The sequence below is a fragment of the Niallia oryzisoli genome, assembly GCF_036670025.1.
GTDB classification, from domain to species: Bacteria; Bacillota; Bacilli; order Bacillales; family Cytobacillaceae; genus Bacillus_BD; species Bacillus_BD oryzisoli.
The window spans coordinates 4378227-4398008 of the sequence record NZ_CP137640.1 but is presented as its reverse complement, the minus strand read 5'-3'; the positions used below and the strand labels follow the sequence as shown (position 1 = coordinate 4398008).

The following is a 19782-nucleotide window of genomic DNA, read 5'->3' as shown; positions in this document are numbered from 1 at the left end:
ATCGTGATGCTGTGACTCTTAGAAAAGATCTTAAACTGCAACTAGTTTAACTGAGCGGTTGTAGAAGGAAATCACCTCGGTAAGTATCTTGTAACCTTGAATGCTCTTGAACGCTTCTTTTGCTTCTTTTTCTGTTTTGAATTCATAAATTTTTGTTTCTTCCTCTTGATAGGCGGTGATTACCCACATCATAACTTCTTCCATTTTAAGATCAATTCTCCCTTTTACTTTTTTTTTGCTTAATACCTGTTAACACAAGTTATTATAACAGGCTGAACTGAATTTAAAATACTTTCTACAAAAGAAGTCAAAAGATTACAAAAAAATTCTATTTTTATCGCGCTTTTCTATAAAAATTATCTTGTTTTTTATTTAATAATTAAAAAAATTCTCTTTGATTTTTATTAAATGACCATTATTCTTTGCATTTACGACTCGAAATTGCTATTTATTGTCGAAAAAAGGGTAATACTAAAACAGACATTTGGAATTGAAAATGATGTAAAATGGACTTTATCATATACTTAAGAATTCTATTTATAATTAGTAGAAAGTCCATATATGCAAATCAAAAGGTATAAAGGAGTATTTAAAATGGCAGATGAAAAAGAAGTAAGCAAAGATAAAAATGAAGAAGTTGTCATCAATAAAGCAACCGAAGGTGATACGATAGAGATTAAAAAAGGTCCTATGAAAGGGAAAAAGGGGATAGTCATTGTAAGCCGCGAAAATTCAGTTATTGTAGAAATTGGGACAAATTCAAAAACAGATGAACCAATTAAAACGGTAGTCAACCATAAAAATTATAAAAAGGCAAAGTAAATGAGCATACATATGAACGTTAATGCGCTTCTACAAATTAAGTAGAAGCGCATTTTGTTTTTTACGGTTGGTAGAATCTATTTAAAGCGATAGCACGTAAGAGACTTCCATCCGATATTTTTGATTGAATAAGTACTTTCTTCAGCGAATACTTATTTTAATGGATAACAGGCTGGAGGGATTCAATGGAAAAAAAGACATGGAATACAACAAGGGATCAGGAAGGAAAAGGTCTATTAAGATTAGGGGAGAGGCCGGAACAGCTCCCGGAAAGGGCATTTATCTCACTGACGAGGGGAGAAGGATTGAACCTATTGCAGTTATTTATCAACCAACTGTTAACTCTCTTGGTTATGAGTCAAATGAAACGGACTCCGGGACTTCTTTATGCTGAACTTCAAGGGGAATTAAAGAATCGTAAAGGAATCGGGCAAACCATCACAGTATGGGATGGAAAGTCAATGTCCAAGTTTCGCAATAATGGTTTTCATGGTTTTGCCATGAAGTTTTTCACCTGGGTTATTCATCGCAAAAGTACGAAAACCTATTACCTGACATATTCGCTAAATGGCAGCATTCCTTCACAAGTAGAAGCTGCAGGTATTCTAAAGAAGTATGGGAAGTATTATGATGGGGGGCAGCTTGTAAGAAAAGCCTGTCCTCCAAAAATTGATGCTTTATAAATAAAAGCAGCTGAGAAAGATTTCATTTTCAGCTGCTGTTTTTTCTTACTTCGACAAATCTATTAAATAACAGTTTTTTAAATAACATATAAAAATACGGATAAGAAATGTGCGCAGCTTCCAAATAGGATGAACATATGGAAAATTTCGTGGAAACCTAAATGTTTATATTGAAGGATCTTAGGTTTTACCCCATAAATAATTCCACCGATGGTATATAGAATTCCGCCAATCAGTAATAGATACAATCCGGCTGTATTCATATTCTGAGATAATGGTGAAATGACGATTATAACCATCCAGCCCATTGCAATATATAGTACGGTAGATAGCCATCTAGGACAGTGAAACCAGACCATTTTAAAAATAACTCCACAAATCGCTACAGCACAAATAATGGAGAAAAGCACCAAGCCAAGTACTCCTTTTAAGCTGATCAGACAAAAAGGTGCATAGGTCCCCGCAATTAAAATGAAAATCATGGAGTGATCTAGTTTTCTTAAAAACGTAATCACCTTATCTTTTGCGATAACCATGTGGTAGGTTGCAGATGCCGAATAAAGAAGGATCATACTAATCCCAAAAAGAATGACAGCTAAAATAGCGAGAGGTGAACCATTTGTCAGTGAGGCTTTGACCACCATTGCCAGTAAAGCAATAAAGGACAGAATTGCTCCAGCTAAATGAGTTAGACCGTTTATCGGCTCACGAATATAATTTCCCATTTGAATCCTCCTGTAACAATAAGTAGTTTTTATAACTATATATAATAATATATATATGATGATATATAGTCAAGATTTACTTTCGTAGGTAATTGATGTAATATTTAATATGTAAATGAATTATAAAAGTATAGAATGGAAATTGAGGTTTGTTATGGAAAATATCAAGCATTTGATCGATCAGCTCGGTCTGGAGAATCACATAATATTAGAGGATATACCGAATATTGACTTGTATATGGATCAAGTCATTCAATTATTCGAAAGTAAGTATAACAGTACAAAGAGAGATCCTGGTGTTAAGGTATTAACGAAAACAATGATCAACAATTATGCAAAGGGTAAGTTGTTATTTCCGATTAAAAATAAGAAGTACTCAAAAGAGCACCTTATATTAATAAGTCTTATTTATCAGTTAAAAGGAGTACTTTCCATTAACGATATAAAGTCGACATTGGACGGGATCAATAAAAAGGTTGAGGAAGGGGATATGGATTTAGATTATTTTTATAGCAGCTATCTTGATTTATCGCAAAAAAATGCTCAACAATTTAAAGACGACATCCAGCTAAAAGCAGTGGAAGCCTCTGATAAAGTGAAAAAGATGGAAGATAATGATGCTGACTATTTGGAGAAGGTGTTATTAATCTCATCTTTGGTAAATATAAGTAATCTATATAAAAGAGCTGCAGAAAGGTTAGTGGATCAGATTGTACATGAGAAAAAAGACGATTAACCATATCAAATGATGGTTAATCGTCTTTTTTTATTTGCTTTTCTTATTTTCTCTTGCTGCTTTTTTTCTGGCCTTTTTACTTAAACCTGCCTCCGCGCCGAATTCAGTATCACTGCTTCCAGTATGTGGCTGATTACGGTTGTTATTTTTGTTAGTCATAATAATCCTCCTTCTTATGTATACAGAAACTGATTGATACTCGTTAAATAACGATAATCGTTTTGGCTGCTTTTGTGAACTTTCCATATTCAAAAGTAGCTGAACTTATTATGGATGAGTAGCTTTGTAATTATTCTTGATTTTTCTATATTTAATTTTTTGAATATAATAATGGTTATACATAAAAGAATAATAGAGAAAATTAAAAGAGAGGGAAGTCCTCTCTTTAATGTTAGTTATTAGACCGTAGTGTATATTCTGGCTTCTCATCTAAGAAGTCTGAAATAGCAGCAGTTAAACTATCGGCTCCATTCGCATCATGACCAGCTTCCCATAGCATCATACCGCCGAAGCCATTGTCCAATGCTAATTCCGTTTTCTTTTGAACCGTTTCAACTCCATTGTAATAGTAGGTTGTTCCATTCATAACAACAGTATCCTGTTCAGCATTTTCCGGGTTACTATTGATGATGGCTGCATAGGATAATTGATTTACATTTGGATCCTCTGGCTGCGCATAAAAAGGCACGCCCAGAACAAGTTTCTCTTTAGCAATCTGATGGCTGTCAAAAAGACGTGACCAATAGCCGACAATATTTTCGATATGATGATAGGGTGCCAAATTGGCTGCATTGTATCCGCCGTCCCACTGTCCATCATATGCCATGATATTAACATGGTCCACATAATTAAACATTTGTGGTTCATATACAACATTGGTAATTTCAGTTCCGGTCACACTATGAACTTTTGCATTGACTGCAATCGATAATTCTTTATTTTTACTGTGAAGTAATTCCCCTAATTCTTGAGTAAAGACAGCTAAGTTTTGTGCATCTTCCGTTGTACGAGGATGTTCAAAATCGATATCGATACCATCAAGCTTTTCCCGCTCGGCTATACCAGCAAGTTCAGTAACCAGCTTTTTACGGGAATCCGGATTTGAAATGGCTTCTTTAAAATAGGGATAAGATTCGCCGCTGTATATGTGAAACCATCCACCTACCGCCAGCATCACCTTTGTATTCTGCTCGTGTGCTTTTGACACGATTGACCGTAAATTATTTAAAGCTGTATCACCATTAAATATCAGACTGCCGTCCTTTAAAGGATGAGCAAAGGAAAAAATGACATGTGTTAAATCTGCATAATTTACTATGTTAGGGTCACGAAAATCTTGCATATAGCCGATTAACACCTTAGAATCCTCGATTGCTGTCTGCTGTTTTTGCTCAGATTCTTGTTTCGACCTTTGTTGATTTTTTTCATTTTTAACTGATTGTGTCGATTGTTGATGGGTTTTTATATTTTCAGCCTCTTGCTCATCTTTATGATTAGAATATAAAACTCCTGCAAAAAAACCTCCGGTAAAAGTGAATATGATAATCAGAGATAGTAGGAGATTACGAATCCTCATAGAAACATCCCTCCCTAAACTAGTCCATACATATGATTATAGCAAAATAGTAAACAGAATTTAGCTGGTAAAAGTTAGGGAGCAGTGATGCTACTTTATGAAAGTTTTTATGTTTTGTTTATGAAATAGCTATTATATGAAATAATGGCAATTGAAAGTAAAAGTGGGAATGTCCATGAAAGGGGTACCAGATGGAATATAAAGTGCTTTTTTTAGACATTGATGGAACGATATTAAAGCCGGATCATACCTATACGGAATTAACGAGGGAAGCGATTCTTCAAATATTGGAGCAGGAGATTGAAGTTTTTATTGCTACGGGACGGCCGCTTCATGAAGTTAGAGAGCTGGCAGATGAATTACATATTCAATCGTTTATCGGTCAAAATGGTGCACTGGCTGTTTATCAAAATAACACCATTGTCGAAGAACCGATGAGTAGACACCAGGTTGAAAGAATGTTAGAAATCGCTAAAGATCATAATCATGAGCTGATTCTATTTACAAATGAAAAAAATTATCTTACATCACTGGATCATCCAAAGGTTCAACATTTTCTTAAAGCATTTCAAATGAAAAATAATACTTTGTTTACAGAAGAGGTTATTGAGCATATTTTAGGACTAACAGTATTGAATGTAACAGACCCTTCTCAGACGTCTCTATATGAATTTGAGGATACCATCCGGTTGTCGCAGGTTAATGTAGAAGGCAGCAAGGATGCCTATGATGTCATTCGTACAAATGTAAATAAAGGTGAAGCGGTGAAAAAATTGCTTAATCATCTGCAAATTCCACGGGCACAGGCGATTGCTTTTGGGGACGGAATGAATGATAAAGAGATGCTTCAGGCTGTTGGTGAAAGCTTTGCGATGGAGAATGCAAATCCTGATTTGTTCCAATATGCCAAGCATAAAACAGCATCTGTAACAGATTCCGGTATTTATCATGGCTTGAAGAATTTAGGTTTGGTTAAATAAAAATTATATACAGTCTGTTGGAGCGTGAAGAATGGAGATTTCAAATATATTAGTTGTCAGCCCAATGTATAAAGAGATACAAAGCTTGCTTTCGGAAAAGGGAGTAAAGAAGAATTTTCGTTATCTTCCGGACAATCAAGTAACAGAGCAAGATTTAAAATGGGCAGATGCACTTGTTGCTTTTAACTTAAAATCTTTGTTTGATTTTCGTCATGTAAAATGGGTGCATTCCCTAGGAGCAGGTGTAGACAGATTTTTGTACGAGAAAAATTGGCCGCAAAATGTATTGTTAACAAGAACTGTTTGTTCCTTTGGACAAAGGATTGCTGAATATTGTTTGAGCTACATATTAAAGGATATTCAATTTCATGATCAATTTCAGCAGGATAAGTGTCAAAAAAATTGGCAGCCTAAGACCCCGGGGTTATTAAGCGAGCAAAAAGTAATGATCTTCGGTACAGGCGAAATCGGCCAAACGGTGGCGAAGATTTTTTCTTTTTTAGGTGTAGACGTATATGGTGTGTCATTAAGCGGAAAAGAAAAAGAGTTTTTTACAGAGGTTATGGCCATAGCTAACTATGAAGCACGGCTTAATGAGATGGATTACATCATTAACACGTTGCCGTTGACGGAAAAAACAGCAGGTCTTTTTGATGATTCATTTTTTAGCAGGGTATCTAAAGCTGGTTTTTTTAACGTCGGGAGAGGCGCATCGTTGAATGAAGCAGCTATACTGCAGGCATTGGAAAATCAACAAGTGCGATTTGCTGTTCTCGATGTGTTTACCAATGAGCCGCTTCCAAAGGATAGCAAATTATGGGAGCACCCAAATGTTTGGATTACACCGCATATCTCAGCGGTAACAACACCTAGTGAAGGGGTGGATTGCTTTATTGATACGTTAAGAAAAATTGAGGAAAATAAGTCGCTTACTAACAAAGTTGATATTGATAAAGGATATTAATATAGAAAGAAAGTGGGCTGTCTTAAAGGAGGTTTGGTATCTTTTAGGACAGCCCCACATGAGTTTTAATTAATCTTCCATTGTTGATAAATCACCTGTTGGAAGACCAAGTTCCCATGCTTTTAGGACGCGGCGCATGATTTTTCCTGAGCGTGTCTTCGGCATCGTTTCACGAACTTCGAATAACCGAGGTGCTGCGTGGGCGGCAAGATTTGTTTTAACAAAATTACGGATTTCTAGAAGCAGTTCCTCACTTGCTGTGTAGCCTGAACGCAAAGTAATAAAGGCTTTAATGACTTCGCCGCGAACAGGATCTGGAACGCCAATAACACCGGCCTCTGCAACAGCAGGGTGCTCAACAAGCTTACTTTCTACCTCGAAAGGACCAACGCGCTCACCTGATGTGTTAATCACATCATCTACGCGGCCTTCAAACCAAAAGTAACCGTCTGAATCCTTATAAGCAGAGTCACCTGTTACAAACCATCCTTTTAAGAAATATTGATCGTAGCGTTCAGGGTTATTCCAAATGGTACGAACCATTGCCGGCCATTTTGGTTTAATAGCTAAATTCCCCATATGGTTTGGCGGCAGCTCATTTCCTTCATCATCAATAATGCTTACTTCAATACCTGGTAATGGTTTTCCCATTGAACCTGGACGGATTGGATTACTGCGGAAGTTAGCACAGATTGCGGAACCTGTTTCCGTCATCCACCAGTTATCGTGAATACGTAAGTTGAGCGTTTCCAGTCCCCAACGAATAACTTCAGGGTTTAATGGTTCGCCGGCTGACAGCATATGGCGAAGGTTTGAAAGATCATATTTCTTTGGTAGCTCATCCGTATTGCCCTTTAATAAACGTAAAGCAGTCGGTGCACTAAACCATACTGTTACTTTATATTTTTCCAATGTTTCAAACCATTCATTAGCGTCAAAGCGTCCGCCGCGAAGTACATTGGTCACCCCGTTAAGCCATGGAGACCACATTCCGGCAGATGTTCCAGTAACCCAGCCCGGGTCCGCTGTACACCAATAAATATCATCCTCTTTTAAATCGTATACCCATTTTCCTGAAAGGTATTGATGAACCATGGCATCATGGACTTGAAGAACACCTTTTGGCTTGCCTGTTGAACCGGAAGTATAGATTAATAACATTCCAGCTTCACGGTCCACCCATTCAATTGTATATTCATCAGAGCTTTGCATTAAGTCTGTAAATAAAAGCTGATACGGCTCGGCTGCTTCGTCAGCACCAACTAAAATAATATATTGTAAATCTGGTAATTCGTTTACTGGGATTCGTTCAAGAAGTGCAGGAGTTGTCACTACCGCTTTAGCACCGCTGTCTAATAACCGGTCTTTAACCGCTTCTTCCATAAATGCCTCGAACATTGGTCCAGCAATTGCCCCAATTCTGATAATTCCAAGCATGGATATATACAGCTCAGGACTGCGAGGCATAAAGATGAAAACCCTGTCACCTTTTTCAATGCCTTTTGAACGTAAACCATTAGCGAATTGGCATGATAACGCTTTCAAGTCAGAAAATGTATATTCTTCCTCATGGTTCGAGTCACAGTAAATAAAAGCCTTTTTATCTCCTTTTCCTTCATCTACATGACGATCGATTGCTTCATATACCATATTGACTTTGCCAGTTTTTGACCAAGTAAAATTCTGTTCAACATTTTTCCAATCCATTTCTTGTACTGCTTTCTCATAGTTACCGAGATTTGCAGCTGTGTCAATCATTTCAATCTGTTCTTTTAACGTGTTTGTCATCAAAAACCCTCCTTATTATCTTGCAATAATGTTATGTAACAGATAAATTAATATAGTTTGTATTATAACAAAGACTCCAAAATTTGCCAATATTTTTCGGAAATTTCCGATTAATCACAATATAAAACATTTTTTTGACACTATTCTAGAATATATGCAGACTAGAACAGAAAATTTTTCGTTTAAGGTTCTCTTTGTTACAATTTAAGGGCTAGGTTTTATGCTTTTAAGAAAGAATAATGAAAGGGTGAATGATGATGAAATATAACTTTGATGAAATAGTCAATCGCAGAGGTACTTATTCTGTAAAGTGGGATGGCGGAGACTTGATTAAAGCCATGGGTTTGACGGATCGTTATGATGAAGAAACTTTGCCGTTATTTACGGCAGACATGGATTTACCTGTTCCTGAACCATTAATACAAGCCTTACATAAAACAGTTGACCATCGAATCTTCGGTTATTCTATTTTCCCTCCTGAATATTATGAGGCAATTCAGCATTGGTTTAAAAAGAGACATGACTGGGAGATTCAAAAAGAAGAAATTGTGTATTGTCCAGGTACTGTATATGCAACCAATATTGCGGTCAAAGCCTTAACGAATCCTGGTGACGGAATCATTATTCAAAGACCTGTGTACCCTCCTTTTACAAGAGCGATCGTTGAAAATGATCGTACACTTTTAAATAATAGACTAATTTGTGATGAAGAGGGCTATTACACAATCGACTTTGAAGATTTTGAGGCAAAAGCAAAAGATGACAATACGAAAATGTTTGTCCTATGTAATCCGCATAATCCGACAGGAAGAGTCTTTAATCAGGATGAACTGAAAAAAATGTCAGATATCTGCGCAAAATATAATGTCATCATTGTAGCTGATGAAATTCATGGGGACATTATCAGATGTAACCAGACCTTTACACCGATTGTGAAGGTAGCCGATAAGATTGACAATATTATTACATTTACGGCCATTAACAAAACGTTTAATTTGGCCGGGCTGCATTGCACAAATGTGATTATTTCAAATCCAGAGTTAAGAAAGAAATTCAGCGATGCCATTGGTATGAAATCGGCTTCACCATTTACGGTGGCAGCACTAATTTCTGTTTACAGGGATGGGGAAGAGTGGTTGGAGCAATTAAAGGAATATCTTGATGGTACGATTGCCTGGGTTGTTCAGTTCCTAAAGGAAAAGATGCCAAAAGTAAAGGTCCGAATTCCTGAAGGAACCTACGTTATGTGGATGGACTTCAGCGGTTATGGAATATCTCCAAAGGAAGTTCATGAACGTATTTATGACAGGGCGAATGTGCTGCTTGAAGATGGCGTAATGTTTGGGAAAGAGGGCTTAGAATATCAAAGAATCTGTATCCCGTCTCCAAGACCAATGATAAAAGAAGCATTTGAAAGAATTGCAAGGGAATTTGAAGATTTACATTAATGCTTTAATTTCCAGTAGTAGTAGAAGCAGGTTCCATAAAAGGGATCTGTTTTTATTTTTTTAGGAAAGGGTATTCATTTTTAAATTTTTAGAATATATTATCTTTTCAAAACGATTATTTTCATGTATATTTGTTTTATAAGAATAATATTTTCTATTTATTATTCTAATCGTTTTACCTAGAGGGAGTAATAAGTTAGTAGAAATACATATCCCTTACATAATATCTTTTTATATGATATTTTCCCAATATTAAGACACATTTTAAAATTTCGAATAAAGAGGAGTGTATATCCATGCATGATTTTCATACGCATTTTATCCCAACAGAAGTTTTAGGCTGGATTAAAGACAATAAAAAGAGCGTTAATGCTCAATGGGTAAAGAAAGAAGATAATAAAGAGGAGTTTCTCACGATTAATCAAAAGTGGGGTTTCGAATTAAAAAAGTCCTTTATTGATCTTGATGTTTATAAAGCGGATCAAGAAAAAGCAGGGGTAACTCACTCATTAGTTTCTCCAATCCCGCAACTGTTTTTATATGATTTTCCTTTAGAAATAAGCACTGAAATGTCTAGGGTATATAACCAATCATTAGCTAATCTAGTAAGAGAATCAAATGGAAAAATGTCTGCTCTTGGAACGATACCATTAACAAATCCTTTAAAAGCTGCTGAAATTCTAAGAGAAGCAATGAATCTTGGGCTTAAGGGTGCCATTATCGGACCTGGATTGGGTCAGCAGATGCTTTCCGATTCCTTCTTCCAGCCATTTTTTGAAGAAGCGGACAAGCTGAAAGCTATTCTTTTTATTCATCCGCTGCTAAGCGAAGATCCTCGTTTAAAGAGAAGAATGATGCCGAATCTAATCGGTGTACCGTGGGAGACAACGGTTTGTGCAACAGATTTACTGCTCAGCGGAATTGTCGACAAATACCCAAATGTTAAAATTCTATTTGCTCACGGGGGTGGACTGCTTCCATACCAAATAGGGCGCTTAGATAAGGGCTATGAAAAATGGGATTTAGTAGCTGCTAATTTACAAGCACCACCTTCAGAGTATTTAAAACGTTTTTGGTATGATACCGTTCTTTGGAATCCTAGCAGTCTTGAGTTTCTTGTCAAAATGGTTGGAGAAGATCGGGTTGTGGCTGGATCAGATTATCCATTTGATTTATGTGTATGGCCTCCACAAGAGATTAGTGATAAAGGGGCACAATCCCTGCTTGAATTTGCAGTGAAATAATATTCATTTCATCCCTAAAGAAATCTCTTCGTCTGATTTTCTTTAGGGATGTTTCTTGTATATCCAATAAAAATGAAAAATTTCACTTTGTTCCGCATAGCGTAATATCTGTCTTGTATGCAGGATAGGAAAACGTTAACATAAAGACATTGAATTAAATATTTAGAATATATAAATAATTTTTATCTTTATTTAAAGGGGTATAGAAAAGGGAGGAATTATCATGACAATTGAATTAAGTATGATTACACCACATGTTCCAAGTATTTGTCACGAAGACCAAGCTCCAGATTTCCAAAAAGGAATTGTTGCTGGATTAAAGGAAGTTGCAAAGGAAATTGCTCAAATTGGACCTGATGCCATTGTGTTAGTTTCTTGTCACTGGCCGTCAACATTCGCACACTATGTAGATTGTTATCCTGTACATAAAGGATTCCTTACTGCACAAGAGGCACCGGACTTAATTAAGGATGTTCCGTACTTTTATCCAGGTGATGAAGATTTAGCTAATGAATTAGTTCAAGCAGGAAAGGATGCTGGTCTTCCAATCGAAGGAGTTTATGATGAACATTTTGTTTGGGATTATGGCACTGTTGTTCCTTTGCGATATCTTGTTCCAAATGAAGACATTCCAGTTATTAATCTATCTGTCACACTGGCTGCAAATCTTGACGAAACCTATAAATGGGGTCAAGTAATTGCAAAGGTTTTACGTGAATCCGATAAAAAAGTAGTCTTTGTTGCCAGCGGTGCCTTAGCACATAACTTAGTCCGAGGCAGACATCATATGCCGACACTGGCTGAACATGCCATGGATAAGCAGTTTGTCGATTTTGTTATGAATAAAGACTATCGTTCAGCCTATGATATGCTGCCACAGTTCTCAAGCATGGCTAAAGTTGAATCAGGCGGCCGTCATTTAGCGATGTTATTTGGTATTATTGATGAGGATTGGAAACCAGTTTATTATGCAGATGCACAATCTTCCGGCAGCTGGAATCCATTAATCACGTTTACGAAAACAAAAGTTTCTGGAGAACAGGAAAATTCAAAAGAGGAATATGTAAAATAATAATAAAACAGCTGGTTGGGGGATTTCATATCTGTCAGCCAGCTGTTTTTGTTTTTTTAATGTATGAAGATACGTTTTTTTATTTTGTTCTAAACAAATGAAGAGTGATAGAATAAAATTATCATGGAACAATACTAGACTTAAGGAAGAGTATGTAATGAAGAAAACACTTTATGATGTAGTATTAATATTACTAGGCTCCTTTATTTTCTCGATTGGAATTAATTTTTTCACAATTCCGAATATGTTGTCAGAAGGAGGCGTTATCGGTCTTACCCTTATTGCACACTATGTGTTTGGCTGGTCGGCAGGGATGCTGAACTTTCTATTGAATACCATTCTTTTTTTGCTCGGATATAAGTTTTTTGATAAAAGAACGATTTTTTATACGTTATTTTCCATTGCTGCTTCATCATTCTTTTTGCATTTAACAAACGAAACAGGAAATGTATTGACGATGGATACGTTCCTTGCCTCTATTTTTGCTGGATTATTGGTCGGTATAGGAATAGGGATTATTTTTCGTGCAGGCGGAACTTCGGGCGGCACAACCGTGTTAGCAAGAATTGCTCATCAAGTATTAGGATGGAGTATTGGAAAAGGCATATTGGTGATGGACGTTGTCGTTGTAGTTGGTTCCATTTTTATTATTGGAATTGAAAAAGCTATGTATACGCTTGTTGTTGTTTGGGTAGGTGCAAAAGCAATCGATTTTATCGTAGATGGGTTGGATGAACGTGTTGCCGTTATCATTATTTCAAATCAACCACAAAGAATTCTTTTCAGCATTACTAACAGCATGTCAAGAGGACTGACCGTTCTCGATGGGAAAGGTGGGTACACAGGGGCAGATAAAGAGGTGCTCTATATTGTAATTAATAAACAGGAGCTTGTTCAGCTTCAGAAAACAATTAAAAAAATTGATGAGAATGCCTATGTAACCATCCACCATGTTCATGAAGTGATGGGCAGAGGCTATAAAGCTGACAAGACTAAAATCGCGAAAAATTGGAAAAGCCTATGACCTAGATCTTTCATAAAGCAGGTATGGTAAATAAAAATGAGGTCTATTGAACTATTTCGTGTCGCGGGATAAAAATACCATTGAATTCGATATAGAGATGGATTACTATAAGAACACAAGCTGCATTGCTCGTAACCATAATAAAGTTTTAACCTTTAAGCTGTTATAGGGAGTTTAAATCGAAACAGGAATGCCAGGCCTCTGTCTATATGACAAGGAGGACATGCAGGATTGTTTCTGCAAACACCCACTTTGAGGAGTGGTGGTTTAAAACTTTCTTATACCTGTTTACGACAAAGGCGGCTAACCATGTATTTGTAAACCAGTTTCCAATCGGGGGCTGGTTTTTATTTTTGATAAAAAACAAGCAAATAGGCCGAAATAGTGTTATGGATGCCATTCACTATTGTCGACTTATTTGTGTATGGAAAACATAATAATACTGTTTAAAAAATGTAATAGCTGATTGGGCACTACTAATATTATTTTTTCTGCATAAATCAGCGAGTGTCATTAGTTTCGTCGTTGCAAATGTCTGTTTATTTGTTGCCAGTACAAAGTAAATTAAGGTGTTAATCACAGGCTGGGGAAGTTTCATTTCCTTCAATTTACGGATCACCTTTGATTTCGGATGAAGGGAAGGAATGTATTCCTGAACTTCCATCAACACATCCTCTGTCGTATTTGCCTCTAAAAACTCTGCTAATTTTCTTTCCTTCTCTTCTATGATGATGGTCTCGTCAAACATCAATTCTCTCCTTTCTTTAAACTTTTGTTCTATTTATATATGAAGTAAATGATTTGGTTAATTGATAAATTGGTCAAAGACAAGGTTTATCAGCCATAGGGAACTTAGTGCAACCATTGCATACATGCTTACATAGATTAAAGTTTCCATAGTAGATCCTCTTTCTCTATTTTTGTGGACTGTTTTCAATATCCGCTGCTAAGACTATACTTTCATCATGTTTACTTATGTATGGTCAAATTTTCTATCAACACTCATACATTATAAAGGAGACTTTCTTCATTTTTTGTCGAACGATTGGATCAAAAAAAATTTTAATAAAGATGTAAAAAAATGAAATATATGAAAAGTAAATGCGATGAATGGATGTATATATAATACAAAAAAACTTTACAAGAAATTACGGGAGCATTCGGAAGGAAACTTACATTTTTCCAAACAACACGACAATATTATTTGTCAAAAAAAATCTTATGGAGGTTCTGTGCGGTTTATGTGCTTTAGATTAGGACTTTTGGCTTGCAGGGATAAAAATAAATCTTCTCGAATCTATTAATACTGAATTTAGGCAGGGAAAAGATTTAATCACGATTCAGTCTCTAATCTGCTAAATGAATACAGTAAAATATCAAACCTTCGAACAATATGAATTAGTATCCTATGATAAAGCTTTTGATAGGTAAAAATGATTGACAGAATTTTAGGAGGGATAGTTAATGTTGTTGGAATTTGATGCGAATCTGGATCAGAATGCAAGAATTAAAGTGATCGGTGTTGGCGGCGGCGGAGGCAATGCCGTGAATCGTATGATAGAGGATGGAATTGAGGGTGTTGAATTTATTGCGGTTAATACGGATGCACAGGCACTTAAATATTCTCGTGCAGGAATCACAATGCAAATTGGTACTGCATTAACGAGAGGACTAGGTGCAGGAGCCAATCCCGAAGTTGGAAAACAAGCAGTGGAAGAAAGCAGACAGCATATCGAAGAGGTGCTCGAAGGGGCGGATATGGTTTTCGTTACAGCTGGAATGGGCGGCGGAACAGGGACAGGAGCAGCACCGGCGATTGCTGCGATTGCCCGTGAACAGGGTGCGTTGACAATTGGAATCATCACAAGACCTTTTACGTTCGAAGGCAAGAAGCGATCAATGAATGCAGCAAAAGGAATCGAAGCCATGAGACAATCAGTTGATACCTTGATTATTATTCCAAACGACCGCTTATTGGGTGTCGTTGATAAAAAAACCCCTATGCTTGAAGCCTTTCGTGAAGCGGATAATGTTCTGCGCCAAGGCGTGCAGGGAATATCTGATTTAATTGCCGTCCCGGGCTTAATTAACTTAGACTTTGCTGACGTCAAAACGATCATGTCCAATAAAGGAACAGCCTTAATGGGCATTGGGATTGCAGAAGGTGAAGGAAGAGCTGTGGAAGCAGTAAAACAGGCAATATCAAGTCCGTTACTCGAACAGTCTATCGAGGGTGCACAAGGGGTGTTATTAAATATTACGGGTGGTAATGATTTAAGCCTTTATGAGGTTCAAGAGGCAGCAGACATCGTTGCGTCTTCTTCTGATGAAGAATTAAATATGATATTTGGTTCTATTATAAATGAGAATTTAAAAAACAAAATTATTGTTACGGTTGTTGCAACGGGCTTTGAGGATAAGGATACTCCGTCATTGAAGATGCCTGCCCGTCCCTCTGTGGGCAGAAGACAGAATCCTCGGAGAGAGGAACAACGTCATTCAGTAAATGAACCGCAAAAACGGGAAGAAGTTTTGCAGCCTTTTGCTGGATATCCACAATTTAAGGAGGATTCATTGGATACACCTACTTTTTTAAGAAATAGAAGCAGACGTTATTAATAAAACCTTAAAAAGGGCTGTCCCTGGGACAGCCCTTTTAGGCTTGCGATTTATCTATCTAAAACATTGCTTTGGATATTGTCTAGACTTGAACAAGTTATGGTATAAAATAGAAATGGCAATAACTAGTATCGAACAAAAAACAATCATGCACAGATAATCCCAGCCTTGCAGCGAATTAATAGCTACAACTGCACTTGCAGCTGCCGGAGGATGTACAATATTGAACATATACATGAGAAAGACAACGAAGGCCAATGTGATTCCAATTGTGATAGGACCTTTACCAAAGAAGCTCCAGATTAATAGGGCTGTAAACGTAGAAACAAAGTGTCCGCCAATTACCTGAAACGGTTGGGAAAATGGTCCTTCATGAATAGCGAAAACCAGTAAACAGGTTGCTCCAATAGGACCGAGAACCATGGGATATCCCAGGGAAACGGCGATAACAGAAATAAATAGCATCGCAATCAGTCCGCTGGTTGCAGAAATAGCATGTTCCAATACTTTGAAGCGGCTCCCTTTTACCTTTTCTCCTTTCATTTTTGTTAAATACGTAATCAAAATGACATTCATGGGCAAACCTTTAACCGTATCTCTTTCTAAACTCATTCTTTCTATCTCCTCAAACTGTTCTTATTAACGCATTGTCATAAAATTCATTTTAATGGAAAATAGGAATAATTTGAATATCTTTTTATAGAAGAGTACTATAAAATATTTATTTAAATCTTAAATAATTTTTTTGAATAATAAATTGTATAATAAAAAGGATAATTCTTTAAAAAAATATAACACTAGATTATTATAATTATTAATACAAACAAAAAAGGGGATTTATATGGAATCAGTTATTCAAGATCAAATCCATACATTTAGAGAAAGTCGCAAAAATAGAGGGAGACTGCTGATTAATTGCCCTGACCAGCCAGGAATCGTAGCTACTGTTTCAAAATTTTTGTTTGATAATGGTGCAAATATTATTGAATCAAGTCAGTACTCAACGAATCCTGAAGGAGGAAACTTCTTCATGCGTATTGAATTTGAATGTCCTGATATATTATCGAAAAAAGAAGTGCTGAGAACTCAATTTCAAACAGTAGCAGAAAAATTTTCGATGGATTGGAAATTAACTTTTGTTTATGATTTGAAAAGAACGGCAATTTTTGTTTCAAAAGAGCTTCATTGTCTTCGTGAACTATTATGGGAATGGCAAAATGGGGATTTATTGACTGAAATCGCACTGGTTGTCAGCAATCATGAGGATTCAAAAGCAATCGTAGAAGCATTGGGTATTCCTTTCTACTATATACCTGCTAGTAAAGAAAATCGTGCTCAAGTAGAAGCAAAGCAGCTTGAGCTGTTAAAGGAATTTGACATTGATTTAATTATTTTAGCAAGATATATGCAAATTCTGACACCTTCTTTTGTCGAAGCACATCCATTCAAAATCATTAATATTCATCATTCTTTCTTACCTGCGTTTATTGGAGCAAGGCCGTATGACCGAGCTTACCAGCGCGGAGTGAAAATTATTGGAGCAACATCACATTATGTAACAAATGATCTTGATGAAGGTCCAATTATTGAACAAGATGTACTGCGGGTAGACCACCGGGAGCAAATTGAAGATTTGAAAAAGAGCGGCCGCTCAATTGAACGAAGTGTACTTGCAAGAGCAGTAAAATGGCATCTTGAGGACCGTGTCATTGTACACGAAAACAAAACCATTGTATTCTAATAGTTGGTGATGCATAGAGGGATTCCAAAAGGTGTCAGTCACTATAAATCGAGATACCATCGCCTTTTGGAATCCTCCATGCCTATTATAACAGCAGTAGTTGTTGTTGCAGGGGGGAATGTAAAATGGCTGCTGTGAAATCGGTCAAGATTGATGGCGAGGATATCCATGTGTTTAACAGTGCCATTTATCTATTTGAGTCAAGTACAGGATTTACTTTAGAGTTGGATATGATTGTCAGTGAAGTCGTCGTAAAAAAATATAAGAATGAGGAGAACTTGATTGCTGAAATTGAATTAGATGAAGGCCGGATAATAAGCTCGATCATGCATGTAAAAGTGCTTGCAGGAAGATTGCCACAGCTCAACCTGTTCTGTGAAATAAATGACCCTGATGAGTATCAGGACTTTCATAGAATACATGAAAATGATTCTAAATTTCCGGATATTGAAGAGGGTATTACAATAGAAGAAATACGGAAAGTAGAAATGCCGATTGAAAAAGTCAATGTAAAATTGAAATTACCAATTGATCAGGTGGAGTGGCTGCAGAAACAAAAACCACAGGACCTGAATGAATTTTTTAAAGAAGTCATTTATCATAATTGGCGAAAACAGGCAGCTAAATAGTATAGGGGTCTGTTTTTTTTTATCTAATATAAAGAGCTTGGAAAATGTCCCAAGCTCTTATTTCCGACTATTTATTAGTTTATTTGGAGTGTGTAACTCAATATCAAATTTTTTATTATATGCCATAGACTTTTAGCTTTAATCTTATTCTGCAAAAGGGAGCGAGTAAACTTTTCTTTATTGTTATCCTGGAAGATTAATTCTTTCATAGGGACTTGTTTTAATAAGATAAGATTGCGGTTTCTCTGCCTGCATCTTATCCAGCTCACGAAATAGTTCTTTATATTCGATAATTGAAAGTTTTTCCTCGATATAACACTTTTGAACATAATCTAATAGGTCATTGGCATGTGACGGCTGATAGTTTTTCTCTTCTTTAAATTGATATATTAAGTTTTCTATTGTCATAGTTTTCACTCCTTAAATAGATTATTAGAAAATGAATACGCTCTCAAAAATAAGTATAACATGTAATAAATCCAGTTCAAATTTTTATAAAATTCAAACTAACGACACCTTTTTACAATATTTAAACATTAAGATATATTGTTAATTAATTATCAATATAATAAGTTGTTGATTTAAAAGGATTTATATAAAAGTTTGTTTTTTCACAATGGAACTATATGGAAATATTTTTTCAAAAAGAGAAGACGATTCATGTCGAATTTGTCGGAAACTTTTTGGATAATTGTGAATTATAATGGCTTGAAAAAGAGAATTTCCTTACTGAAACAGAAAAATTTTCCGTTTTCTGTAAAAAAAGATAATTCCTTATATGGGAAATGCATACAAAATTAAAAACTTAGCTTTGAGTAAAATAACCTATTCGATGCTTTATGATCGAATAGGTTATCATGTATAATGATTTATTCCGAAGCTCGTGGTGCGCTTTCAAATTGAATTTTCTTATGAGTTCCGTCACAGAATGGTTTCTTATTCGATTGTCCACAGCGGCAAAGGGAAAAAGTGGATCCGATTTTAAAAGGACTTCCGGCACCATCAAGTAATTCGACCTCGCCAGTAACTCTGATAGAGCCGTTATCGTTGATTTTTATCGTGACTTTTTCATCGTTATTCATGTCATCTTTCATCCTTTCTATATTTGCAATCTTAATTAAATGGTGTAGAGATCTACATATTATTAATCTATATCAAGTATGAACAAAAAATATTCATCTTATAAACCGTTTATGGCATTTGAATAATTGAGCCAATCCTTCCTATACTATGTATAAAATATCTTTTTTCACCAAATTATGTTATGATTGAACTTCATGATAGAAAGAGGACGTGAAAATTAGTGATAAAAATTGAAATTCCACAGCCTGATATTACGATTACAGAACGAAAACAAATTCCTAAAGAAAATGAGCCAATCATAAAACCGATCTATGGCTTTATTGATTTTCATCAGATTCCCCGGGATAAGGGCGGCATTTTCTTATTTTATAATATTAATGATGAACTGCTTTTCGTTGGAAAGGCAAGAAAATTAAGACAGCGGATTAAAAAACACTTTGAAGACAATGTCTCCCCAATTAAAATGCATCGAGATGAGGTTTATCGAATGGATATTTGTCTAGTGGACGATCCAATGGAGAGAGAAATTTACGAAACTTATATCATTAATAAGCTCCATGCAAAATACAATATTGAGAAAGTTTTTTACAAATAAATCCATTGAATTTCATCGTCATATACGTGAAAAGGCACAATCCGTCATCAGGA

22 protein-coding genes and 1 other RNA gene are annotated in these 19782 nt (G+C 36.0%); 14 read left to right on the top strand and 9 right to left on the bottom strand.

All coding sequences use genetic code 11. The features are described 5' to 3' along the window. Positions 1 to 30 precede the first annotated feature (30 nt). On the bottom strand, positions 31 to 204 hold the full coding sequence (locus R4Z09_RS22050; protein WP_338448876.1) for a hypothetical protein: 174 nt from the start codon (positions 202 to 204) through the stop codon (positions 31 to 33). A gap of 390 nt (positions 205 to 594) precedes the next feature. Between R4Z09_RS22050 and R4Z09_RS22045 the strand changes: the two genes are divergently transcribed. Next, positions 595 to 822: a DUF2187 family protein gene (locus tag R4Z09_RS22045; protein ID WP_338448875.1), complete on the top strand. Its 228-nt coding sequence runs from the start codon at positions 595 to 597 to the stop codon at positions 820 to 822. A gap of 185 nt (positions 823 to 1007) precedes the next feature. Then, positions 1008 to 1505, top strand: coding sequence for a hypothetical protein (locus R4Z09_RS22040; RefSeq protein WP_338448874.1), 498 nt, complete (start codon positions 1008 to 1010; stop codon positions 1503 to 1505). Between the two features lie 77 nt (positions 1506 to 1582). On the opposite strand, the gene trhA is transcribed toward R4Z09_RS22040, so the two are convergent. Further along, a complete protein-coding gene (gene trhA, locus R4Z09_RS22035) occupies positions 1583 to 2230 on the bottom strand; it encodes a PAQR family membrane homeostasis protein TrhA (protein WP_338448873.1) in 648 nt (215 codons plus the stop codon). A gap of 154 nt (positions 2231 to 2384) precedes the next feature. Between trhA and R4Z09_RS22030 the strand changes: the two genes are divergently transcribed. Further along, positions 2385 to 2966 (top strand): DUF1836 domain-containing protein, encoded by a 582-nt coding sequence (locus R4Z09_RS22030; protein ID WP_338448872.1) that lies wholly within the window; start codon positions 2385 to 2387, stop codon positions 2964 to 2966. Between the two features lie 30 nt (positions 2967 to 2996). Here R4Z09_RS22030 and R4Z09_RS22025 read toward each other — a convergent pair whose 3' ends face one another. After that, a complete protein-coding gene (locus R4Z09_RS22025) occupies positions 2997 to 3125 on the bottom strand; it encodes a hypothetical protein (RefSeq protein ID WP_338448871.1) in 129 nt (42 codons plus the stop codon). A 232-nt stretch (positions 3126 to 3357) separates the two neighbouring features. Continuing rightward, positions 3358 to 4542: a glycoside hydrolase family 18 protein gene (locus tag R4Z09_RS22020; protein WP_338448870.1), complete on the bottom strand. Its 1185-nt coding sequence runs from the start codon at positions 4540 to 4542 to the stop codon at positions 3358 to 3360. Between the two features lie 191 nt (positions 4543 to 4733). Here R4Z09_RS22020 and R4Z09_RS22015 point away from each other — a divergent pair, with 191 nt between their 5' ends. After that, positions 4734 to 5522, top strand: coding sequence for an HAD family hydrolase (locus tag R4Z09_RS22015; RefSeq protein ID WP_338448869.1), 789 nt, complete (start codon positions 4734 to 4736; stop codon positions 5520 to 5522). 31 nt (positions 5523 to 5553) lie between these two features. Beyond that, a complete protein-coding gene (locus R4Z09_RS22010) occupies positions 5554 to 6486 on the top strand; it encodes a D-2-hydroxyacid dehydrogenase (protein ID WP_338448868.1) in 933 nt (310 codons plus the stop codon). 69 nt (positions 6487 to 6555) lie between these two features. On the opposite strand, the gene acsA is transcribed toward R4Z09_RS22010, so the two are convergent. After that, positions 6556 to 8274 carry an acetate--CoA ligase gene (gene acsA / locus R4Z09_RS22005; protein WP_338448867.1) on the bottom strand — a complete coding sequence of 573 codons (1719 nt, stop codon included), beginning with the start codon at positions 8272 to 8274 and terminating at the stop codon, positions 6556 to 6558. A 257-nt stretch (positions 8275 to 8531) separates the two neighbouring features. Between acsA and R4Z09_RS22000 the strand changes: the two genes are divergently transcribed. The 5 genes from R4Z09_RS22000 to ssrS all read left to right on the top strand — a co-directional run bounded on the left by R4Z09_RS22000 (position 8532) and on the right by ssrS (position 13372). Continuing rightward, positions 8532 to 9722, top strand: coding sequence for a MalY/PatB family protein (locus R4Z09_RS22000; protein ID WP_338448866.1), 1191 nt, complete (start codon positions 8532 to 8534; stop codon positions 9720 to 9722). Positions 9723 to 10018: 296 nt separating this feature from the next. Beyond that, the gene (locus tag R4Z09_RS21995) at positions 10019 to 10966 is read left to right on the top strand and encodes an amidohydrolase family protein (RefSeq protein ID WP_338448865.1); all 948 of its coding nucleotides are present in this window, start codon (positions 10019 to 10021) and stop codon (positions 10964 to 10966) included. Between the two features lie 223 nt (positions 10967 to 11189). After that, on the top strand, positions 11190 to 12038 hold the full coding sequence (locus R4Z09_RS21990) for an extradiol ring-cleavage dioxygenase (protein ID WP_338448864.1): 849 nt from the start codon (positions 11190 to 11192) through the stop codon (positions 12036 to 12038). A gap of 157 nt (positions 12039 to 12195) precedes the next feature. Then, positions 12196 to 13062, top strand: a complete 867-nt coding sequence (locus R4Z09_RS21985) for a YitT family protein (RefSeq protein WP_338448863.1) — start codon at positions 12196 to 12198, stop codon at positions 13060 to 13062. Positions 13063 to 13176: 114 nt separating this feature from the next. Continuing rightward, a non-coding RNA gene (gene ssrS / locus R4Z09_RS21980) (6S RNA) lies at positions 13177 to 13372 on the top strand. A 93-nt stretch (positions 13373 to 13465) separates the two neighbouring features. On the opposite strand, the gene R4Z09_RS21975 is transcribed toward ssrS, so the two are convergent. Then, a complete protein-coding gene (locus tag R4Z09_RS21975; RefSeq protein ID WP_338448862.1) occupies positions 13466 to 13810 on the bottom strand; it encodes a hypothetical protein in 345 nt (114 codons plus the stop codon). A gap of 719 nt (positions 13811 to 14529) precedes the next feature. On the opposite strand from R4Z09_RS21975, the gene ftsZ reads away from it, so the two are divergent. Next, on the top strand, positions 14530 to 15681 hold the full coding sequence (gene ftsZ, locus R4Z09_RS21970) for a cell division protein FtsZ (RefSeq protein ID WP_338453329.1): 1152 nt from the start codon (positions 14530 to 14532) through the stop codon (positions 15679 to 15681). A 54-nt stretch (positions 15682 to 15735) separates the two neighbouring features. Here ftsZ and R4Z09_RS21965 read toward each other — a convergent pair whose 3' ends face one another. Continuing rightward, complete coding sequence (locus tag R4Z09_RS21965; RefSeq protein WP_338448861.1) at positions 15736 to 16293, bottom strand: HPP family protein; 558 nt, start codon at positions 16291 to 16293, stop codon at positions 15736 to 15738. A 229-nt stretch (positions 16294 to 16522) separates the two neighbouring features. Between R4Z09_RS21965 and purU the strand changes: the two genes are divergently transcribed. Together purU and R4Z09_RS21955 are read left to right on the top strand one after the other, a co-directional pair. Beyond that, positions 16523 to 17422, top strand: coding sequence for a formyltetrahydrofolate deformylase (gene purU, locus R4Z09_RS21960; RefSeq protein WP_338448860.1), 900 nt, complete (start codon positions 16523 to 16525; stop codon positions 17420 to 17422). 125 nt (positions 17423 to 17547) lie between these two features. Further along, positions 17548 to 18051: a hypothetical protein gene (locus tag R4Z09_RS21955; protein ID WP_338448859.1), complete on the top strand. Its 504-nt coding sequence runs from the start codon at positions 17548 to 17550 to the stop codon at positions 18049 to 18051. A 183-nt stretch (positions 18052 to 18234) separates the two neighbouring features. Here R4Z09_RS21955 and yppF read toward each other — a convergent pair whose 3' ends face one another. Both yppF and R4Z09_RS21945 read right to left on the bottom strand, forming a co-directional pair. Further along, complete coding sequence (gene yppF / locus R4Z09_RS21950) at positions 18235 to 18459, bottom strand: YppF family protein (RefSeq protein ID WP_338448858.1); 225 nt, start codon at positions 18457 to 18459, stop codon at positions 18235 to 18237. A gap of 461 nt (positions 18460 to 18920) precedes the next feature. Then, the gene (locus R4Z09_RS21945; protein ID WP_338448857.1) at positions 18921 to 19133 is read right to left on the bottom strand and encodes a CDGSH iron-sulfur domain-containing protein; all 213 of its coding nucleotides are present in this window, start codon (positions 19131 to 19133) and stop codon (positions 18921 to 18923) included. A 221-nt stretch (positions 19134 to 19354) separates the two neighbouring features. On the opposite strand from R4Z09_RS21945, the gene R4Z09_RS21940 reads away from it, so the two are divergent. Beyond that, positions 19355 to 19729, top strand: a complete 375-nt coding sequence (locus R4Z09_RS21940) for a nucleotide excision repair endonuclease (RefSeq protein ID WP_338448856.1) — start codon at positions 19355 to 19357, stop codon at positions 19727 to 19729. Positions 19730 to 19782 lie beyond the last annotated feature (53 nt).

Bases quoted from the DNA above. Each gene is read 5' to 3' on its own strand.
- R4Z09_RS22050 (WP_338448876.1), bottom strand. From the start codon at position 204: ATGGAAGAAGTTATGATGTGGGTAATCACCGCCTATCAAGAGGAAGAA.
- R4Z09_RS22045 (WP_338448875.1), top strand. From the start codon at position 595: ATGGCAGATGAAAAAGAAGTAAGCAAAGATAAAAATGAAGAAGTTGTC.
- R4Z09_RS22040 (WP_338448874.1), top strand. From the start codon at position 1,008: ATGGAAAAAAAGACATGGAATACAACAAGGGATCAGGAAGGAAAAGGT.
- trhA (WP_338448873.1), bottom strand. From the start codon at position 2,230: ATGGGAAATTATATTCGTGAGCCGATAAACGGTCTAACTCATTTAGCT.
- R4Z09_RS22030 (WP_338448872.1), top strand. From the start codon at position 2,385: ATGGAAAATATCAAGCATTTGATCGATCAGCTCGGTCTGGAGAATCAC.
- R4Z09_RS22025 (WP_338448871.1), bottom strand. From the start codon at position 3,125: ATGACTAACAAAAATAACAACCGTAATCAGCCACATACTGGAAGCAGT.
- R4Z09_RS22020 (WP_338448870.1), bottom strand. From the start codon at position 4,542: ATGAGGATTCGTAATCTCCTACTATCTCTGATTATCATATTCACTTTT.
- R4Z09_RS22015 (WP_338448869.1), top strand. From the start codon at position 4,734: ATGGAATATAAAGTGCTTTTTTTAGACATTGATGGAACGATATTAAAG.
- R4Z09_RS22010 (WP_338448868.1), top strand. From the start codon at position 5,554: ATGGAGATTTCAAATATATTAGTTGTCAGCCCAATGTATAAAGAGATA.
- acsA (WP_338448867.1), bottom strand. From the start codon at position 8,274: ATGACAAACACGTTAAAAGAACAGATTGAAATGATTGACACAGCTGCA.
- R4Z09_RS22000 (WP_338448866.1), top strand. From the start codon at position 8,532: ATGAAATATAACTTTGATGAAATAGTCAATCGCAGAGGTACTTATTCT.
- R4Z09_RS21995 (WP_338448865.1), top strand. From the start codon at position 10,019: ATGCATGATTTTCATACGCATTTTATCCCAACAGAAGTTTTAGGCTGG.
- R4Z09_RS21990 (WP_338448864.1), top strand. From the start codon at position 11,190: ATGACAATTGAATTAAGTATGATTACACCACATGTTCCAAGTATTTGT.
- R4Z09_RS21985 (WP_338448863.1), top strand. From the start codon at position 12,196: ATGAAGAAAACACTTTATGATGTAGTATTAATATTACTAGGCTCCTTT.
- R4Z09_RS21975 (WP_338448862.1), bottom strand. From the start codon at position 13,810: ATGTTTGACGAGACCATCATCATAGAAGAGAAGGAAAGAAAATTAGCA.
- R4Z09_RS21965 (WP_338448861.1), bottom strand. From the start codon at position 16,293: ATGAGTTTAGAAAGAGATACGGTTAAAGGTTTGCCCATGAATGTCATT.
- purU (WP_338448860.1), top strand. From the start codon at position 16,523: ATGGAATCAGTTATTCAAGATCAAATCCATACATTTAGAGAAAGTCGC.
- R4Z09_RS21955 (WP_338448859.1), top strand. From the start codon at position 17,548: ATGGCTGCTGTGAAATCGGTCAAGATTGATGGCGAGGATATCCATGTG.
- yppF (WP_338448858.1), bottom strand. From the start codon at position 18,459: ATGACAATAGAAAACTTAATATATCAATTTAAAGAAGAGAAAAACTAT.
- R4Z09_RS21945 (WP_338448857.1), bottom strand. From the start codon at position 19,133: ATGAATAACGATGAAAAAGTCACGATAAAAATCAACGATAACGGCTCT.